Consider the following 18,005-nt stretch of genomic DNA (forward strand, 5'->3'; position numbering starts at 1 on the left):
CTCAATCCAATTGAACGTCTTTGGGCGGTCTTGCACCATTATGTCACCCACAATCGCTACTACCGAAGTCAGAAGCAATTCGCCGACGCCATCCTTGCATTCATGCGTGAGACCATCCCGCAGGAATGGAAGAAATTCCGCGACAAGGTGTCAGATAACTTCCGCGTCATAACACACGAGAACTTTCGGGTTTTGGAGTAGAAGAAGTATAGAAACCAAAAAAGGGGAGGCTACCCCCCCCTTTTTTCCAGAATCGGCAACAGCTCCGACGATCAGAAACGGCGCATAAGGCTGATTCGCGCAGAAACTGTATTTGTGTCGATAGTCGTCGCGCCCGGCACCGTCAGGTTGTATGTCCGGTCGCCAAAGTCGTAATATTCGACATCAGCGCGCACGCTCAGGTCTTCGTTCAGGGCATGGGCAACACCCAAACCGACGGTCGGCCCGTAGTGACGCTGTGCGTTCACGCCGACCTTCACGCCACCGTTACGGATGGTATGGTCCTGCTTGTCAGTCGCATACCCCAAGGTGGCAAAGAGCATTGTCTCGTTGAACGCATAGCCCACCCGCACACGCGCGGCCAGATAGTTCCGGATGCTTGACCGGCAGGTGATACCCCCGCCCAGCCCGCAACCTGCTGCCGTGCCGTCGGCGCGGTCCATGTTGCCCATCAGCTCGCCCCCGTAGACGAAGGCGCCATCCTGCATCGCGTACCCGAGAATCGCGCTGATCCCGACACCTTCTGCATCCGGCGCGACATAGGCGCTGCCGCCAGTGGTGGTGTAGCTGCCCATGCTGTAGGAAATACCCACCGCCGCATAAGCGCCGCTCCAGTCGTGAACTGAAGTAACACGCGGTGTCTGGACGGATTTATACCCATCTGCAAACGCTTGACCGCCGACCATAGCTATGACGGCAGCAACCAAAGTGGCTTTCATGACCCATCCTCTCATCTTGTTTTCAAATTCCCGGCACATTTTTTTTGTGTCGTACAGGCTGCTCGATAGACGGCTTTTGTCGGCCGGGACTATGTGGGTAGCCTAACATTGCTCCTTTGCAGATGCGAGACTGGCGCACACGTAAAGATTGCTTGTCCGCCTGTGTTGCGAAAACACAACAAAGACATCGGCGCACGCCCCGAGACAGGCCGGAAGCGCCCGCAGAAATACAATTTCATTTCAATTCTGCGGCATCCGGCTATTCTTTGACATCTATTTCCGACGGTTTCATGCCGTCCGCTTTGCGAACCAAGAGCTTATACGAATGATTTCTCAAGACGACAGGCTTGGCAAACTGCATGCTCCGGGCACCGATCTTGCGCTGATGGCGTTTTCGGGGCGCGAGGGGATCAACATGATCGGCGGCTTCGAGGTCGATTGCCTGTTGCCGACCGGCCAGCTGGATGCGGATGATGTCCTCGGGCGCAATCTTTGGGTTGAAATGCGAACCATTGATCCGGCCCATCCCGCGCGCATGTTTGACGGCGTGCTGTGCGAGGTGCGCGAACTGGGTCCGGTCTGGGGCGGCGCAGGCTATGCGCTGGTTCTCAGGCCATGGCTGTGGCTGTTGGGGCTGCGGACCAACCAGCGCATTTTCCACGAACAGACGCCCCTACAGATCCTTGAGGCGATTTTCGCGGAATATGGCTTTCCGCATGACAGCCTGCTGCAGGGCAGCTACCCGGTGCTTGAATACACCGTCCAGTATGATGAAACCGATCTGGCCTTCGCCACGCGGCTGATGGCGCACTACGGGATCAACTATTGTTTCCGCTACGAAGGCGGCACGCACCGCGTCGTTCTGTTTGACGAGGTCGACAGCCTGCCTGAAGTGCCCGGCACGACTCGCCCGATCCGGGCCACTGACCGGCAGTACCGCGACCAGTTGGAACATCTGCATTCCTGGCGCGTCGGGCGGAAGGTGACGACCGGACGTGTCGCGCTGACCGACTATAACTTCACGGCCCCGCGCAGCGCCATGCTGGCAGAACAGGCCGACAGCGCGGGACATCCGTTCGACGATATCGAAAGCTTCCAGTTTCCCGGTCGCTACCCGGATCAGGGGGCCGGACGCAGCCTTGCGCAATTGCGCCTGAACCAGGCCCGCGCCGCGGATGGACGGCATCGCGCGCAAGGTGACAGCCTTGGCCTGGCGGCGGGGCTGCGCATGACGTTGCGCGACCACCCCGACCCCGCCATCGACGGGCGCAGCTATCTTGTCACCCAGGCAGAGCATAAATATGTCTCTGAAGGGTATCGCACGGGCGATGGCGGCACGGCGGACCGCGACAGCTACCAAGGCGTGTTCGAGTTTCTGGACACTGACCGCCCGATGGTGCCCGATGCCGCCCCCGCCGCCCCGCGCGTGCAGGGTCCGCAAACTGCCATCGTCGTCGGCGAGGGCGAGATCGATTGCGACGAATACGGCCGCATCCTTGTGCTGTTCCACTGGGACCGCGACACCGCGAAATCCATGCGCTGCCGCGTGGCGCAAAGCTCTGCGGGCAATGGCTGGGGCAGCATGATCGTCCCGCGCGTGGGCATGGAGGTGGTGGTCGAATTCATCGGCGGCGACCCCGCCTGCCCGCTTGTGACCGGCTGCGTCTACAATGCCGAGAATATGCCCCCCTTCGACCTGCCGGGCGCAAATATGGTCATGGGGATGAAATCCAACAGCACACCGGGCGGGGACGGCTATAACGAACTGGTCTTCGATGACACCGCAGGCAAGGAGGGCGTGCGCCTACATGCCCAATACGACCTGACCGCGAAGGTGCTGCATGACCAGACGTGGCATGTGCTGAATGATCGCGCAACGCAGATTGATAACAATGACAGCCTGAAGGTGAAAGGCACACGCGACAGCCAGATCAGCGGGCACGACACGCTGGATGTCGGGCGCGAACTGACCATCACGGCAGCCGAGAAGATCACACTGAAGGTGGGCATGAGCTCTATCGTGATGGACGGGTCGTCGATCACGCTCAAATCCCCGACGGTCGAGGTCAAGGCGGGGATGGAGTTCAAGTCAGAGGCCGGGATGATGTCCCAGCACAAGGCCGGCGCGGTCTATGATATCAAGGGCGCTGTGGTGAAGATAAACACGTGATGACGCGCGCCAGAGCCGGAACAACCGGCCAAAACCCGCGCGCTGGCAAAAACAGGAGAGCAGCTTGAACAGGTTTGACGCAAGATCGCCGCGCAGGCTCGGGGCCGTGGTGGATTAGGATGCAGGCTGATGCCGCCGGGCACGACCACGGGCACACCACGGATCATGGGCATGGCAGGATGGCCAGGATGACACAGGACTACCCCCCGAAAAGCGCAAGTCTGCGCGCGCCGCTGGCGACAGAGATCTTTGAGCTGATTCCCGAACTGGCGAATGACATGTCCATGCGCCCGGACCGCACCGATTCCGTCGCGGCCTTCGGGCAACGATTGCTGCAAGGCGACACACCGGAAGAAGCGATCACCTTCACCTCGCAGATGTTCAAACGGCGGGTATCGCTTTGGTGGGGCCATGAATGCTTGCGGCACATGGATGACTGCCTGACCGCGCAAGACCGCGAGATGATGGCTTTGGTCGCGGACTGGGTGGCAACGCCGGACGACCTGCATCTCAGTGCAACGGCGGATGCGGCCGAGGCAGCCAGCGCCCGCAGCCCGGGCGTCTGGCTTGCCATGGCAACGGGATGGACCGGCGGCTCGTTGGCCCCGCCCGAGGGTGATCCAGTGGCCCCGCCCCGCTTCCTGACGGGGCGCGGGGTGAATGCCGCCGTGCTGTCGGTTCTGGCACGCGGCCCACACCGCGCGCGCCGCACAACGCTTGAAACTTTCGTCCAGATGGCGAACGATCTGATCTGACATTCATCGAGTTCTACATTTATCAACGCGTCAGCGGGCCTTGCGCGACACAGAGGCTTGCGCGCCCCGAATTGACAGGCGACAACGACCCTAGAATGACCGACACAGCACTCACCCTGACCATCGTGAATATGACGAGCCTGCCGGATGGTGGCCCGCTCAGTGTCTCTGCCCGGCCGGGCGAGATATTGGAAGCGGGACGCGACAGCGGGTGGTGCCTGCCCGATCCGCGACGCTTCATTTCCGGGCGCCATTTCGAAGTGCGCCACGATGCCTCGGGCTGGGCCTTGTTCGACTTGTCCACCAACGGAACCTTCGTGAATGGCGGCACGGCGCGGGTCAAAAGCCCCTGCCCGCTCAACCACGGTGACCGCTTGCAAGTCGGACAATACACCATCGAGGTCGACTTGCAGCCGCTCGCCGGATCGGACCCAGGCGCCGGGGCGAGCGCAGGGATCGGCGCGCCACAGACCTCTTGGGAGCCGGGCACCCCCCCGGCGCCGGAACGCCCAACTCCGCGCAGCCTGCCCGGCGGGGCGGACCCCTGGTCGGGCATCCCGCAGCCCGGCACAAACAATGGCCAAGGCGGCCCGGGCGGCACCGCACCGCTCGATATCTGGGGCGAAGTGACCGGCGGCAAGACTGCGGAACCCTTTCCGGTGCCGCAGAATACCGGCGGCCATACCGACCCGCAGCCGCCCGTGCCGCCTGTGCAACCCGCGCCCAGCCCGCAACCGGCACCCGCTCCGGTTGCGCCGCCGACACCGGCGCCGTCCGCGCCAGATGCCGCCGCTCTTCTGGATGTGATCGGTACCGCCGCCGGGCTTGCGCCGGGCACGCTTGGCACCAATGACCCGCAGGCCACGGCGGAAGAGATCGGGCAAACGCTGCGCGTGCTGACGGAAGAACTTGCCAGCCTGCTTCAGGCGCGTGCCGTCGCGCGCCGGTCCGTGCGCTCGGCGCAGGTCACGATGATCGGTCGCGAGGACAACAATCCCCTGAAATTCATGCCGCTGCCCGACCAGGCGCTCAGCATTATGTTCGGCCCTGCGCGGCAAGGATTCCAGCGCGGCCCGCAAGCGGTGAAGTCGGGCTTTGCCGATATCAAGGCGCATCAATACGCCACCCATGCCGCGCTGCAACCGGCACTGGCGCAACTGCTGGATGACCTGTCGCCCGAAGCGGTGGAAAAACGCCTTCAAGGCATGCGCCTGAACCGCAAATCACGGGCTTGGGAAACCTATGTCGAACGCTGGGACGCCAAGACCCGCAGCCATGACAACGGCATGCTGGACGTGTTTCTGGCGCTGTTTGCCGATGCCTATGACAAGGAAGGCGGGCGGGGTAGTTAGTGGCTGCCCATATTTCTCAGGATCAGGCGTGCATGGATGTTTTCATCCGCTTGGCCACAGCGTTGACCGCCTTGCTTTGCAGCGGAAGGCTCCCCTGACGATGCATCGCAGCCAGCCGTCGCACTTCCTTGTCGGACAATTCCCGATCACTCAAGTCACGGATTTGTCCAAACAGTTTGTCGGCTTCCGCTTTCGGAAGAAATCGCTTCTCGTGCGGCATCACGGAACCAGCCAAGTCAGGACCGGTTTTCTGTTTGCCTTTAGGTGTGTGCTTCGACGGTCCTGGCTTTTCAGCGCCTTCATTTTGTCGCTGGTCATTCCACTTCAGCAACTTCTTTGCGCCCTTTTCCAAAACAGGGCAAACGGTCAAACCAGCGACAGCACCTATCATCCCGCCAGCAGGAGCCCCGATTCCTGCGGTTGAACCTGCACCGAAGGCAATACCGAAGCCAATCATTCCAACAGTGCAGGCGTTCTGACCCTGTTCGAAAATAAGGTCGCGCGCCAAATCTACGATTTTGCGCTCAGAGCGCTCCACCACATCATTCATCGTGCAACTTCTCCTGACTTTGAATGCTCAGAACGAGACCATTCAGAACGGTAGCAAAGCAGAGAGTGTTTCCAAAGAGTTTTTGGCGAATGAAGCAGAACCTTCCCGGTTGCCAAATCACCTGACCGTGGTAGCGTGATGGCATTGCCGAGGATATCCAAGGAACAGCCCCCATGCGTTCATTTGCCCGTTTTCTGCCCATGCTTGCTGCCGGTCTACTCGCGATCAGTCCCGCCGTGGCGCAGCAAAGCAGTTTCAACATCGAACTCAACAATCTCGAACCGGTGGATGGTGGCTGTCGGCTGACCTTCGTGGCGCAGAACCAGACAGGGGTGAACCTGTCGCGCACCTCCTACGACGTGGCGGTGTTCGATGACGGTGGTGCGGTGTCGGACCGGCTGATCCTCGAATTCGGCGAATTGCCCGGCGGCAAGACGCGGGTTGTGCAGTTCCTGCTCAACCGCAGTTGTACGGCGCTCTCGCGCCTGCTTCTGAACGGGGCAGAGGAATGCACCGACGAAAGCGGCGCTGCAAGCCGTGTCTGCATGGATGCGCTGGCGCCGTCGAGCCGGGTGCCTGTCAGTTTCGGGTCCTGACCCGACGCGCTCACCAATCGAGAGGATAGGCCATGCAAGCAAGTGCCTTGGCCCAGATCAGCCTTCCGGGTCTTGTGATCCTTGGCGTTCTGGCGGTGATGTCGGTTCTAGGGGCCACGGTATTTTTCGCCAAGCTGGTGCAGTTCGCGCGCGCGCGGGTGGGGCGTCCCGGCACGGCGGAAACTGCGCTTCTGGCCTGGCATCAGGACCGCGGCAACGAGGCTTTGCAGACACTGGAGCAAGCACGCGGCCTGCGCGCCCAAGTTGTGCGCGGTGCGCTCTCGACGCTCGCCACTGCGCCCGATGGTGTCGAGCAGGCGCAATCAGGCGCAATGCAACAGGCCAGTGACGGTCTAGAGCAACTGGGGCGCAACATGCGCGGGCTGGAAGCCGTGGTTCAGGCCGCGCCGATGCTGGGGCTTTTGGGCACCGTGGTGGGCATGATTGAGGCCTTCGGCAAACTCGCGGCCAGTTCAGGCGCGGCAGACCCCGCCCAGCTTGCCGGAGGGATCTGGACAGCGTTGCTGACCACGGCCGTTGGCCTTGCCATCGCAGTGCTGTTCTACCTTGCGTCGCTCTGGCTTGACGGGCGCATCGCCCGCGAACGCCACTTGTTGGAGCAGGCCATCGGCCATATCGTTCTGACCCAGAAAGCGCGCATGAGCCAACACAGAACCGCAGCCCCGTGGCGTGGTTCTGGCTTTACCGGTGCCGACCCGAGGTCCGGTCTTGGCAGCCCCGCACCGCAACCCGGCACAGGCAGCTAGGAGGCATCAGGATGGCCGAGGCGCTGCCCGAAACTGCCCCGCTACGGTTGCCGGTGCCACCCGCGCGCAGGCGGGGTTTCGCGCTGACCCCCTTGGCCGATGTCATGTTTCAACTTTTGCTGTTCTTTATGCTGACATCGTCTTTGGCACCTTATGCGCTGTTGCCGCTGAGCGCGGCGGCGCCATCATCGGGACAGAGCCTGCGCGATATACCGGCGCAGCAAAGCCCCGCCCCGGCGGCAGAGGCGCAGGTAATCTGGCATCTGGAACGCGGAGAGATTCGCGCGGGCCAAGCCCGGATACCCCTGTCAGCCTTGCCCGAAGCGATCAGGGCACTTCAAAGCGACTCTGTATCGGACCTTGTGGTTTTTGTAACCCGCATGGCAGAGGCCAGCGATCTCGCGCTGTTGATAGAGAACGTGCAGGATTCGGGCATCGCGCGTGTGCAATTGGTCGGGACCTGAGATGCAGCGCCTGTCCCTGCCCCGCCATGAAACGCGCAAGCCCGATTTTTCGCTGGCCATGGTCAATATCGTGCTGCTGCTGGTCTTGTTCTTTATCGTGGTCGGGGCGCCCGCCGATCCCGCAGAGCGCGATATCCGCCTGCCCGAAGTGCGCGATCTGCCGATAGAGGCCCTGCCAAGACCGCTCTTGCGGCTAACCTCGGGCGATGGGCTGGTGTTGGACGGGCAGATCGTGGCACGCACCGCGCTTATATCGGCAATCCGGCAGGGCGACGGGCCGCAGATGCTGCATCTGCTGGTCGCGCGCGACCATGCCGCGCGCGCTGTGCTGGCACTCAGCGCCGAGCTTGGCGCCGCCGGCGCGCAGGTCAAGCTTGTGACTGTCCGGTCTGGTCCGGATGGCGGGGGCGCACCATGACGGGCGCGGCCCGGCTTGCCGCGCCACCGCTGTCGCCGGGCCCTTTGGGCTGGGGTCTAGCCACCGGGCTATCGGTATCCGTGCATGTGCTGCTGGCGGCCACGGGGGTTCTGGCAATCGCCTATTCCCCGCCGGCCGCCCCACCTGGTTCACAGACAGAGATCGTGGTTCAGTCCATTCCGCTTGTGGCCGGCGGCGGTCCGCAAGCCGCGCCCCGGCTTGGCGCCTTGGCACCAGAGCAACGCCAAGCCGGAAGCGCCAACGCCGCGCGACTGCAAGCGCAAAGCGCGGGAGTCGAGGCCCCCCGCGCAGAGCCGCTTGCCGCCGTGACGCCGGAACCGGTCACGCCGCCCACAGAGTTTGTCGAGCCCTTGCAATCGGTCACGCCAAGGCGGGTTCAACCCGGCAATGCCGGGGCAGACATCGTGCCGCGCGCGCCAGAGCAACCGGCCCCTGCCGCGGTCACGCGCATTGCACCTCAGCCGGTCTTGCCCCGGGTCGAGCGTGTCCGCCCCGCCACGCCCAACCGCGCGCAGAGTGCCGTTCGGCCATTGGTGCCATCGACGCCGCGCGCGCTTGCCCCGGCCCAACCAGACATGGTGGCCGCACAGCAAAACCGGTCGCGATCGCTTGACCCGACCACACCGCGCGCGGTTGCCCCAGCGCAAACGGACCCTGTGGCCGCACAGCAGAGCCCGTCGCGGTCGCTGGACCCGACGACCCCGCGCACGCTTGCCCCGGCGCAAGCCGACGCGGCAACTGCGCCGCAAAACGTGGCGCGCCCCGTTACGCCCGCCGGGCAACGCCCGCGCGCGCTTACGCCCGCGGCCCTGTCTGCTGCCGTAACAACCGACCGGGCGGCGCCCTCTGGCTTGGCCGCACAGTCCACGACAGCTGCGCCACGCGCCGCGCGTGAGGACAGCTTGCTTATGGCCCTGCGCGCCCGCCCCGAACGCACATTGGGCGACCGGCAGGCCGCACCGCGCCTGCCCGATCCGCCCGGCGGAGGGCTACAAGCCCCCGCCGCCGAAGACACGCAAGCACGCGATCAAGGCCTTTACGCGCAGGTCTTGTCATACCTGCGCAACCTGCCGGATATCGACTGTTTCGCGGCCTTGCCCGCACTTGGCGCGGATGGTCTGCTCCGGTTCGAGGTGTTCGGCCCCGCCGCGACCGGACTCGACGCCTTTCGCACCGGGCTGGAGGCAGAGACGGGCCTGATCCCTGCGATGGTTCTGCGCCCGATCTCCGACGGTCAGTGCGCGACGTTGAATTTCGTACGCGCGACACCGGATTACCCCGCAACCGGGCTGTATTTCGAACTCGACTCCCGCGTGATCGACAGCGGAAGCCAGCTTTCCGGGCGAATGGCTGGGCGCAGCGCGGATAGCGGCGCACTGCATCTGTTGTTGGTGGACAATGCTGGGCGGGTACAAGTCCTTGACCGGTTTCTGGGGCCGGATGGCCGTTTCGCGATTCCCATGACATTGCAGGGCGGTGAGGTGCAGACTTGGCAATTGCTCATGGCCGTATCAGTCCCCGACCGGATCGACCTGCTGCGCAGTCTGGACGGGCCACAGGCCGCAGGTCCGCTCTTCACCGCGCTGGACGACCTGACGCTGCGCACAGGTCTGCGCCCTGGCGTGGCGCTGGTGGCATTTGCGCTACTAGGCTAGCGGCAGCACAAAGATGCCGAATCCGCGTGTTGTTTCCAACTCGCCAAAGACTGTTTTCGATCGCCGGGTAGGCAGATCGCAGTCGTTATGCTACGCTAAGGCTGTTGTGTTTGCATAATTAGGCACAAACCGAATTACCGTGCGCTCTGCGCGCCCAGACCAGAAACGTCAGGATGAGATATCATGCAAGGACTTGAACAGCAGGATAACTTGCGCATTGTGGATGGGCGCGGCCTTTCGAACCGCGTTCTTTCTGTCGCGGTCGGCACGGTCGGGTTGGTTGCGATGGGGACTGCCGCTGTGGCCTGGCCAGTGATGAAATCGGCCATCGCGCCGCAACAGGCATCCAGCATCGTCGCGGCGCCAGATATCGACCCTACCCAAGTATCGGCATTCGTGGGGCAGACGCAGGAACAACTCTCATCGACCGAGATGACGGCACCTGCGCAAGCCGTGGAACCGGCCATACTTGCAGATGCCGAAATTTTACCTGCCCCCTCGCCCGAGGCGGCGGAATATTCCGTCAGACCGGAACCACGCGCATTGGTCGAAGACGCACAAATCGTGACCACACCCGCCAATGTGCAACATTACACGACCGCAGAGTCCGCGCAGCCCATCCCGACGCCGTCCGCGTCGCAATCAGGCAAGCGCCTTTTGAACCGCTGGAGCTCTGGCGAGTTTCGCTAGGGCTAGACCGAGCTTCACCACCGTCTGTTCAAGGAACCATCCCGCTGCGCGCGGTGCGGGAATAGTCCGCTGTGTCTACACGGGCTCGCCATGGGCATCCAGATAGCCAAAGCGCTTCATGACAGCACCGTGGTCCGCAACGATCCGGACCACTTGGTCCGTGGTCAGCGACTTGCGCCATCCTCCCATCTGCCCGCTTCGGAAGAACTGCTTGGCCTTCGACGGGCGCTCGCGAAAACCACCGCTTTTTTCCTGATGGGATAGCTTGTCGAATGCGGCAAGAGAGATCGCGCGCGCCAGTTTCTCGTGATCTACCGTCAAACCAAGCGCGGCGAAGGCGGCGGCAAAGCTCTGCTGCGGCGTGGCGTGCATGTCCTCGTAACGTAAAACATGGCAGGCAATCTCGGTCGCATCCACCCAGCTTTCGACATGGGAAGACCATGTGCCCATGCGTTGCATCATCTGTGGGTTCAAACCCTTGTCATTGCGCGACAGGCTTGCGTTCGGACTGGACATCAGCTTGATGGCGCGATCTATATCCACGCCCAGATGTGCCGCAAAGGATGGGGCCACATCCAGCGGGTTGCGCAGCAGATAAACCGCGCCAGACGTGGCAACCGGGTCGACAATCGGCTCTCCGGCGTCGTTATACAGATAGGCGTCGTGAATCTTGTGATAGCCCCCCATCCCGTCATGCAGGGCGCTCCAGCGATAAACATGCGGGCGCAGACGCTCAATCTCTGCCGGGGTCAGATCTGCCGTGTCAAACCCTGCGACGTCATCGACCCATAAACGGCTGCTGCCGATCATGCCTGTCTGCAAAGCGTTCAGATCAACCTCGGACTCGCCCCCGTCCAGATAGGCACTCAGCACCACGCGAAACCAAGTGTTCCCCGATTTCGGGTAAGAGGCCAGCCAAGACAGCCCCTGCTGAGTCATGCCACCGGAACTTTCGACATGTCCTCAAGCAACAAGTCGACCAATCCGTCAATATCGAACCCCGCGTCGGGTCGTCTGACCTGCGCCATATGCACCAGCCCGGCAAAGCGCCCGCATTGCGCCAGATGATCGGCGTTCAGGTCCATCCCCTCCATGAACCGGCGGCGATAGGTATTTGCCATAAGCGGCCCGAAACGCGCGATCCCGTTCAGATGGGTCAGCTCAAAATCGGGCTTCTCATGCTTGCCCAGCAAGAACACCCACTTTACTGGACGCGGCGCGCTGACCAGAGTTTTCGGCAAAGGCAGATTGAACTTTTCCATTTGCGGGCGGATGCGGTCCAATGATCCGGTCGATAGCGCAAGACGCTCTGCCGCGTCGCGCCATATCTTGATGCGCGGAATACCGGGCAGCGCCTGCCCGTCGGCATTGACCGCGACAACATCGTCGGCCAGCACATTGTAGCCCCGCGCTGAAAACGCCGCCGCCAGAGTGGATTTTCCGGCGCCCGACACGCCAAGGCACAGCATACAGGCGTCGCCCATATCAACCGCGTTTCCGTGCAGCACCAAAAAGCCGCGCTGAAACAGCAGCGCCCCGATGGCAGAGCCAAGCAGGAACACGCGCACCGATGCCATGTCGATACCGCCGATCGGGGCGACCCGAATGGTCCGGCCACCCTCTATCAGAAACCATGCAACATCCGGCACGAACAGCATGAACGCGGTCGGTGTTGTCCAAGCGTATGGTGACAACTGGACCCACTCGTCGCCGGTCGGAGCCGAGGTCAGGGTAGGATCGCGCGTAATGCTCAGATCGGCGGGCTGGGCCAAGCCCGAAAGCTGCGGCAATTCCGGCAGATCAATCTCGGACGAAATGGTCAAACCATAGGCTTGGTAAAGGGTGGGCATAGCAATACAACGCTTGGGAAAGGGTGCCGCCCTTCTGGCCCATCAGGCCTGGAGTTGCAATCACTCACACACACAAAGCGGGCAGATTGCCAAAGCGAGCATCATCGGATAACTGCTGTCAGACAGTGCACACTCGCATCGCTGACACGCAGACAACAGGTTTACACGATGACGAACACCCCCGCCTTTCAACGCGCGACGAATGTGGTCTCTGCCGAGATGGATGGCGAGACTGTCATCATGAGCCTTGAAAAGAACGTCTATTTCGGACTATCCGGCAGCGGTGGCCGGGTTTGGGATCTGCTGGAAACCCCTGCCACTCTGGCCGAACTGGTCGATACCTTGTCGCAGGAATACGATGTGACCCCCGAAACCTGTCGCGCCGATGTGATGGCTGTTCTGGACGATATGCAGGCCAATGGGCTTGTGGTCAGCGTTGGCTGAGCGTGCCCAAAGCCTGTTTGCCGTTCTGCGGCGCAAGGGGCTTAGCCTGCTATCCCAGCCGGGCCTTGCTCTGGCGCTGTTGGTCCCGGCTTGGGTTTTGCTGGGCGTGTTCCGCCTGCTGATCCTTGCCGTGCCGCTGAAATACCTGCACCGCGCTTACGGGCATGATATCGGCATTTCCAGCGTGGTGCCGTTGATCGACCAGACGCAAGAGCGGCGCGCGCGGGCGGTTAAAGCTGCGATCGGCATCGCTGCAACCTACAGCCCTTGGGCGGTCAATTGCTACCCACAGGCGCTTTGCGCGCGCGCATTATTGGCGGTGCTTGGGGTTCCGCATGTCATCTGTTTCGGGATGCGGCGCAAGAATGGCGCGGTGGAAGCCCATGCTTGGGTTGCGGCGGGTCCCGTTGCGATCACCGGTGGTCGCGGGTTCGAGGATTTCACGGTTGTGCGCGCCTTCGTATCGCATACGTTTGCCTGACGCCAAAGCTGCTGATCGGAAGCGCTTATCCGACGCGCAAACCGAAGGCCAAAGACGCTTTAACTGCCAGCGGCAACCGTGAGAGCGGTAGCAAGATTTGTCGCATCCGACAAGGCACCGCCAGCTCCCGACTGTGTCAGGTTTGACGCCGACCCGAACGCAATTAGACAGGGTTGCTGCCAAGGGGATTTGGGCTGTTTCGGGTCGGGCTTAAATTCGTTCGCTTAGGCCACACACACCTCCATTTAGTAAGAAACACGGCAAAGGTTTCCCATGCCGTGTTAAGCCATCACACATAGCGCCGCCGCATTACAGCGACACCTCAGATCAGGACTGACCTTCGCCTATGCCGCCGTTCGTGGTGTTAACTGTATCGCTCTTGACACCCGGCGCATTCTGCATGGTCAATGTGGCCGCATCACCAAACACGACCAGTGCCGGCTTGTCCCATGCTTTCAGCTTTGCTTCAACATGATGTTTCTGCTGCATCTTCTCGCCTCCAGTAAATAAATCCGGGAATCAACTCGCGGATGTGTACCTGTGATAGGGTTTTCCTACATCAAAACCCTGTCGTATCGCAAGCGCAAAGCCTCTACTTATACCATATTTTGCGTATTTTCCGCCGGCTGTGCCGTTTGTGCACGCATCTGCGGCCCGCAAAGCCAGAGTTCCGCGTTGACCCGGCTTGCCCCACCTGTCACTGGCAGGCTACCTTGCCCCTACCCTATATCATGACAAGACCATCCCCGTGACCCCAACCGCTGCCACAGACACAGATTTCGGACCGGAGATGTTGTTGCTGGACCTGTTGTCGGAACGGCTGACAGACCCGTGTCCCAAGCTGTCGGGCACGGATTGGGCGCGGATCGTCACCCTTGCCAAGCAACAGCGCGTCTTGCCGTGCCTTGAACCCGCGCTGGACAAAGCCGGGTTGGCCCTGCCCGCCGCCTGTGCGATTGCGCCTGCAACACGGCGCGGTTGGCAGATGCGCGCGCTCTCTCTGCAAGCAGAGACGTTGCGGGTGCATACCCTGTTGCAGGATGCCGGAATCGCGCATGTGTTTCTGAAAGGGATTGTACTGGCCGCCTTCGCCTATCCCAACCCCGCGATGCGCCCGATGCGCGATCTGGATCTGTTGGTCCGCCCCACAGATCTGCCCCGTGCGCGCAAGATTCTGGCGTTGGCGGGCGGCGAATTGCAGCACATGGCACACAAATCTGCACAAAACGCTCCCGAAGAGGCGAAACACGCGACTCCGGTCTGGTCCCCGGGTCAGGTCGTGTCGGTGGAACTCCACGGCCACCTGACCGAACCTTTTGCCGACCTCGACCCGCACGGTTTCGCGCGGTTCGAGCGCGAGATTTGGGATCGCGCCACAACAGTGTCGCTTGGCGGTCACGATCTGCCCTGCCTTGCGCCCGAAGACATGTGCCTGCATCTGGTGATGCACGGGCTATACGATCATGAACTGAATAACGGGCCTGTCTTTGTGACCGATCTGCTGCACCTTTTGCGCGCCAGCCCGTTGGACGCAGTCGCCTTGCAAAAACGCGCGGTGGATCTGGGTATCGCGGACGGGTTGGCGCTATCGCTTTCGCTGCTGCCCCATGGGCTTGTTGCCGCGCAGGGCTTCGACTTGGATGGTCGCGCCCTGCCGCGCGATATGGCTGCGGCGCTGCTGTTTCAGGATGGCAGGTTCCGCACCGACCTGCGCCTTGCCGCCGATCTGGCCGAACGCGGCACAATGGCCCGTTTCAGTCTGCTTCTGCGCAAGGTCTTCGCCCCGCGCCATACCATGCTGGACCGCTGGCACCGCGAACAGGGGCACGAAGCGCCTGCCCCTGCAGCGCCCCGGCTTTGGGTCTGGTTCCTGCGCACACGCCGCCGCCAGATGCGGGCCGCTCAGGGCCGGTCCGACAGTCAGCTTGCGCTCGGTCCCGACAAATTGCGCGCCCATTTGCTGGACCTGCGCGCCTTGCGCACCGGCCGCAAATGAGCCCGCGACCACGACTGACGATCCTGACGGCAAGCTGGGATCGCGCTCACCTGCTCGGGCGGTTGCACGCGTCCCTGATGCGCCAGCCTGTCGCGCACGGGCAGGTGGAATGGCTGGTCGTCGACGATGGCTCTACCGATGAAACGCACGCCGAACTGGCGCGCCTGTCCGCACAACCCGGCACGATACCGATGCGCTATGTGCGCCAGCCCCATGGCGGCAAGCACCGCGCGCTGAACACCGGATTTGCCGCAGCGCATGGCGACTGGATCGCGGTTATCGACAGCGACGACTGGTGCCGCGACAACGCCCTTCCGGCTGTGCTGGCCCTGCTGGACCAGATTGCGCAGGAAGATGTCTTTGCCGCGATCCTGCCGCTGATCGTTCCCAAGGCCGCGCGGCAATATTGCTTTCGGCAGCCTGACCGCGCCCTGACCTACACAGAGCGCGCAAATACCGAACCGGCCTTCGACTGCACCCTGATTTTCCGGCGAGACACCGACGGCCTGCGATTCCCGGAATTTCCGAAAGAGGATTTTCTGGCCGAAGCCGCGCTGCTGTTCCAGCTTGGGCGCGACCGTCGTGTCTGGCTGTCCAACCATGTTCTTGTCGAAGCCGAATACCAGCCCGACGGCCTGTCGGCGCATATCCTGCGCAAGCGTATGGCGTCGCCGGTTGGCGCGTGCCATGGGTATCAGGTCACGCTTGCCTGCCGGCTGCGCCCTGCGCTGAGACTGCGGACGCTGGCCAATTACGGACGGTTCTGGTGGCATGCGCAGCTGCGCCGCAGCCGCCCACCTGCGCCCGCAAGCCTGCCCCAAGGATTGGCGCTGCTGCCCGGGGCGCTGTTTTACCTGATCGACGTGGCATTCAGCGCGGCACGGCGTTAGGCCGAATTTATCCCTGCAAGGCGGCATCCACCAATTTGCGGAACCCGGCTAGGCCCGCAGGCTCGGAAATCCGCCGCGCCGTGCGCCCCGACCGCCCCCGCATCTTGCGTTCTGCCCAGTCAACGACATACGCGGCATCATGCCCGCGCAGGAACGGGTTGGCGTTGATTACCCCGGCCCCGAACAGGGCCTGAAGATCGGCTGACGGGTCGGCGCTAAGCGCCACATGCGCGCCATCCATGCCCAGGAAATGCGCCAGATAAAGCCGCCCGGCGGTAATGTCATGCCCCCGCGCGCGCAGGTAGCTTTCGCCTTCACGGGCCAGATTCAGCACCATCGCGCGTGAGATATCGGGATCGGTGCGCAAAGCAAGCAATTCACCGCGCGACAGACTGGCGGTCAGGTCGGGGCGGTAGGTGCGCATCATCCGCAACCAAGTGCTGGAGATGAACTGCCCCAACCCCGTTGCCGTTGATAGCGGGTTCTTGGCATCCGCGCGCCCCGCGGATTCGACCTGAATGATGCGATTGACCAATTGCTCGACCGCGTCGCTGGCGATAACGGATTGCCCTGCGCCTGCCGGGGCAGCCGCCGCAACCGCCACCGTGCTGCCGGCCCGACGTTGGCCATAACACGCCGGGGCACGGTCGGGGCCGGGCCGGTAGACATAGCATTCCAGATCAAGCCCCTCTGCCTGCAACCCGATGAACAGGATTTGATCCAGAGCCGAGCCCGTGCTCGCGTCCCCCACCGCCGGTTGCGCCGTGCGCAACAGCTCGAACCGGTCAACCGGGCGCGCAAGCATATCCAGCTTGTAGGTTTGCGACAGCAGCATGATGACCTGACCCACCAGGCCGGGCGACAGGCCGTGGCGCAACCCGGCATCATACAGCGCGTCCATCACGCGCGGCGTTGTGACAACCGGTTGCGCGGTGGTGTCGGCTTCACCAAGCCGGGCGGGCAAATCCTGCTGGACCCACGGGTCAGAGGCCGGTTGCAACGGGGTCGCCTCGGGCCCCTCGGTCGTGAAAAGCGGCGGCGCATCTGCCTGCGCCACGGCACCGATGTAGCGATCATCTTGATACAACGCCATCTGCACGATCTCGGGCGACGTTCCGCGCAAGCGCAGCGCAAGCAAGCTGCCCTCGGCGGCGACACGTCCGCCCAGATGGCTGGCGGCAGCGGCAGCCGCCCCGTCAGCTTGGGACTGCGGCACGTTTTCCAGTTGCAACAGCTCCGCCAGATCAGACTGGTGCCCGACCCGAAGCACCAGATCGCGCCAAGCGACGCGACGCGCATCGGCGGGGCGCAGGGCAATCGTGTTCGACCCGTAAAACAGACTGTCGGCCTCTTGCTGCGCCGCCACCCAGGCCCGTGCTTCCGCGACCGAACGCGGCGGGCGCGCCAAGGCTTGCCCGGACAGAGGCCGTGCGCGGGCCTGCGTGGCGCGTTGGCGCTGCCCCTGAAAGATCGCGAAATCCTCTTGGCTGGACGGCAGCGCGACCGCAAGGCGCTCGCCCGGCGGTAAAAGCGGGCCACGGGCCAAAAGCAGCTCGCCCCGACCGCGGCTTGCGTCCAACCCGTCGGGGCGCGGCTTGACCTGCGCTTGCGGCGCGACGGCATTGCCCAGAACCAGAAGGATCGGATCGCCCGGCAGGTCAAGACTGGCGCGGGGACCGCCAAGCTCATCTTCGTCATCTGCGAGATTAGAATCGGCGGGGCGCGAAAGAGTTTCCGGCTCTGACCCGTCTAGAACGGGCTGGTCCGTGACAGGCTGTTCCGCCTTGGGGGCCACGGCAATATCCAGTGCCGGCTTGGGCAGGACAAGCCAGACACCCAAACCACCAATCACAATGATGATCGCACCGGCCAGTGCGACCCAGCGCCACCGTCCGGTGCGGCGGCGTCCCTGTGCCCGGCGACGCGCTTCTTTGAAGCGGGGGTCGACCGCACTCACCAGACCAGACC

The 18,005-nt window shown here is 62.9% G+C and carries 19 protein-coding genes and 1 pseudogene; 14 read left to right on the forward strand and 6 right to left on the reverse strand.

What is annotated here, in order from left to right; genetic code table 11:
- Positions 1-201: pseudogene (locus ROE7235_RS10320) on the forward strand (IS630 family transposase); the annotation flags it as partial.
- 71 nt (positions 202-272) lie between these two features.
- Here the strand turns inward: ROE7235_RS10320 and ROE7235_RS10325 are convergent.
- Complete coding sequence (locus ROE7235_RS10325; protein WP_183073456.1) at positions 273-938, reverse strand: outer membrane protein; 666 nt, start codon at positions 936-938, stop codon at positions 273-275.
- A gap of 325 nt (positions 939-1,263) precedes the next feature.
- On the opposite strand from ROE7235_RS10325, the gene ROE7235_RS10330 reads away from it, so the two are divergent.
- From ROE7235_RS10330 to tagH, 3 genes are all read left to right on the forward strand, one after another.
- Positions 1,264-3,108 (forward strand): type VI secretion system Vgr family protein, encoded by a 1,845-nt coding sequence (locus tag ROE7235_RS10330; protein ID WP_121095327.1) that lies wholly within the window; start codon positions 1,264-1,266, stop codon positions 3,106-3,108.
- A gap of 188 nt (positions 3,109-3,296) precedes the next feature.
- Complete coding sequence (locus ROE7235_RS10335; protein WP_147434198.1) at positions 3,297-3,863, forward strand: DUF6931 family protein; 567 nt, start codon at positions 3,297-3,299, stop codon at positions 3,861-3,863.
- A gap of 95 nt (positions 3,864-3,958) precedes the next feature.
- Complete coding sequence (gene tagH / locus ROE7235_RS10340; RefSeq protein WP_121095331.1) at positions 3,959-5,215, forward strand: type VI secretion system-associated FHA domain protein TagH; 1,257 nt, start codon at positions 3,959-3,961, stop codon at positions 5,213-5,215.
- 22 nt (positions 5,216-5,237) lie between these two features.
- Here the strand turns inward: tagH and ROE7235_RS10345 are convergent, their stop codons facing one another.
- Positions 5,238-5,765: a hypothetical protein gene (locus tag ROE7235_RS10345; protein ID WP_121095333.1), complete on the reverse strand. Its 528-nt coding sequence runs from the start codon at positions 5,763-5,765 to the stop codon at positions 5,238-5,240.
- A 173-nt stretch (positions 5,766-5,938) separates the two neighbouring features.
- On the opposite strand from ROE7235_RS10345, the gene ROE7235_RS10350 reads away from it, so the two are divergent.
- From ROE7235_RS10350 to ROE7235_RS10375, 6 genes are all read left to right on the forward strand, one after another.
- Positions 5,939-6,361, forward strand: coding sequence for a hypothetical protein (locus ROE7235_RS10350; RefSeq protein ID WP_121095335.1), 423 nt, complete (start codon positions 5,939-5,941; stop codon positions 6,359-6,361).
- Between the two features lie 32 nt (positions 6,362-6,393).
- A complete protein-coding gene (locus ROE7235_RS10355) occupies positions 6,394-7,128 on the forward strand; it encodes a MotA/TolQ/ExbB proton channel family protein (protein WP_245963931.1) in 735 nt (244 codons plus the stop codon).
- 11 nt (positions 7,129-7,139) lie between these two features.
- Complete coding sequence (locus ROE7235_RS10360) at positions 7,140-7,592, forward strand: ExbD/TolR family protein (protein ID WP_121095337.1); 453 nt, start codon at positions 7,140-7,142, stop codon at positions 7,590-7,592.
- Between the two features lies 1 nt (position 7,593).
- Entirely contained in the window at positions 7,594-8,010 is a 417-nt protein-coding gene (locus ROE7235_RS10365; protein WP_121095339.1) for an ExbD/TolR family protein, read from the forward strand.
- A complete protein-coding gene (locus ROE7235_RS10370; RefSeq protein WP_121095341.1) occupies positions 8,007-9,686 on the forward strand; it encodes a hypothetical protein in 1,680 nt (559 codons plus the stop codon). Before ROE7235_RS10365 ends, ROE7235_RS10370 begins: the two co-directional genes overlap by 4 nt.
- Before the next feature lie 183 nt (positions 9,687-9,869).
- Positions 9,870-10,376 carry a hypothetical protein gene (locus ROE7235_RS10375; RefSeq protein ID WP_121095343.1) on the forward strand — a complete coding sequence of 169 codons (507 nt, stop codon included), beginning with the start codon at positions 9,870-9,872 and terminating at the stop codon, positions 10,374-10,376.
- Between the two features lie 75 nt (positions 10,377-10,451).
- On the opposite strand, the gene ROE7235_RS10380 is transcribed toward ROE7235_RS10375, so the two are convergent.
- Together ROE7235_RS10380 and ROE7235_RS10385 are read right to left on the reverse strand one after the other, a co-directional pair.
- Entirely contained in the window at positions 10,452-11,315 is an 864-nt protein-coding gene (locus tag ROE7235_RS10380) for a sulfotransferase domain-containing protein (RefSeq protein ID WP_121095345.1), read from the reverse strand.
- Positions 11,312-12,226 carry a phosphoenolpyruvate carboxykinase (ATP) gene (locus ROE7235_RS10385; protein WP_121095347.1) on the reverse strand — a complete coding sequence of 305 codons (915 nt, stop codon included), beginning with the start codon at positions 12,224-12,226 and terminating at the stop codon, positions 11,312-11,314. The genes ROE7235_RS10380 and ROE7235_RS10385 overlap by 4 nt, the downstream gene beginning before the upstream one ends.
- A gap of 168 nt (positions 12,227-12,394) precedes the next feature.
- On the opposite strand from ROE7235_RS10385, the gene ROE7235_RS10390 reads away from it, so the two are divergent.
- Both ROE7235_RS10390 and ROE7235_RS10395 read left to right on the forward strand, forming a co-directional pair.
- The gene (locus ROE7235_RS10390; protein ID WP_121095349.1) at positions 12,395-12,670 is read left to right on the forward strand and encodes a PqqD family peptide modification chaperone; all 276 of its coding nucleotides are present in this window, start codon (positions 12,395-12,397) and stop codon (positions 12,668-12,670) included.
- Positions 12,645-13,151, forward strand: a complete 507-nt coding sequence (locus ROE7235_RS10395) for a lasso peptide biosynthesis B2 protein (RefSeq protein ID WP_121095351.1) — start codon at positions 12,645-12,647, stop codon at positions 13,149-13,151. The genes ROE7235_RS10390 and ROE7235_RS10395 overlap by 26 nt, the downstream gene beginning before the upstream one ends.
- A gap of 327 nt (positions 13,152-13,478) precedes the next feature.
- On the opposite strand, the gene ROE7235_RS20120 is transcribed toward ROE7235_RS10395, so the two are convergent.
- Positions 13,479-13,640: a hypothetical protein gene (locus ROE7235_RS20120; protein ID WP_183073459.1), complete on the reverse strand. Its 162-nt coding sequence runs from the start codon at positions 13,638-13,640 to the stop codon at positions 13,479-13,481.
- A gap of 259 nt (positions 13,641-13,899) precedes the next feature.
- On the opposite strand from ROE7235_RS20120, the gene ROE7235_RS10400 reads away from it, so the two are divergent.
- Positions 13,900-15,147 carry a nucleotidyltransferase domain-containing protein gene (locus ROE7235_RS10400; protein WP_147434199.1) on the forward strand — a complete coding sequence of 416 codons (1,248 nt, stop codon included), beginning with the start codon at positions 13,900-13,902 and terminating at the stop codon, positions 15,145-15,147.
- A complete protein-coding gene (locus tag ROE7235_RS10405; RefSeq protein ID WP_121095355.1) occupies positions 15,144-16,037 on the forward strand; it encodes a glycosyltransferase family 2 protein in 894 nt (297 codons plus the stop codon). The genes ROE7235_RS10400 and ROE7235_RS10405 overlap by 4 nt, the downstream gene beginning before the upstream one ends.
- A 7-nt stretch (positions 16,038-16,044) precedes the next feature.
- On the opposite strand, the gene ROE7235_RS10410 is transcribed toward ROE7235_RS10405, so the two are convergent.
- Positions 16,045-17,994 (reverse strand): lysozyme family protein, encoded by a 1,950-nt coding sequence (locus ROE7235_RS10410; RefSeq protein ID WP_121095357.1) that lies wholly within the window; start codon positions 17,992-17,994, stop codon positions 16,045-16,047.
- Positions 17,995-18,005: the final 11 nt, after the last annotated feature.

Origin of the sequence: Roseinatronobacter ekhonensis (assembly GCF_900499075.1) — a bacterium.
GTDB classification, from domain to species: Bacteria; Pseudomonadota; Alphaproteobacteria; order Rhodobacterales; family Rhodobacteraceae; genus Roseinatronobacter; species Roseinatronobacter ekhonensis.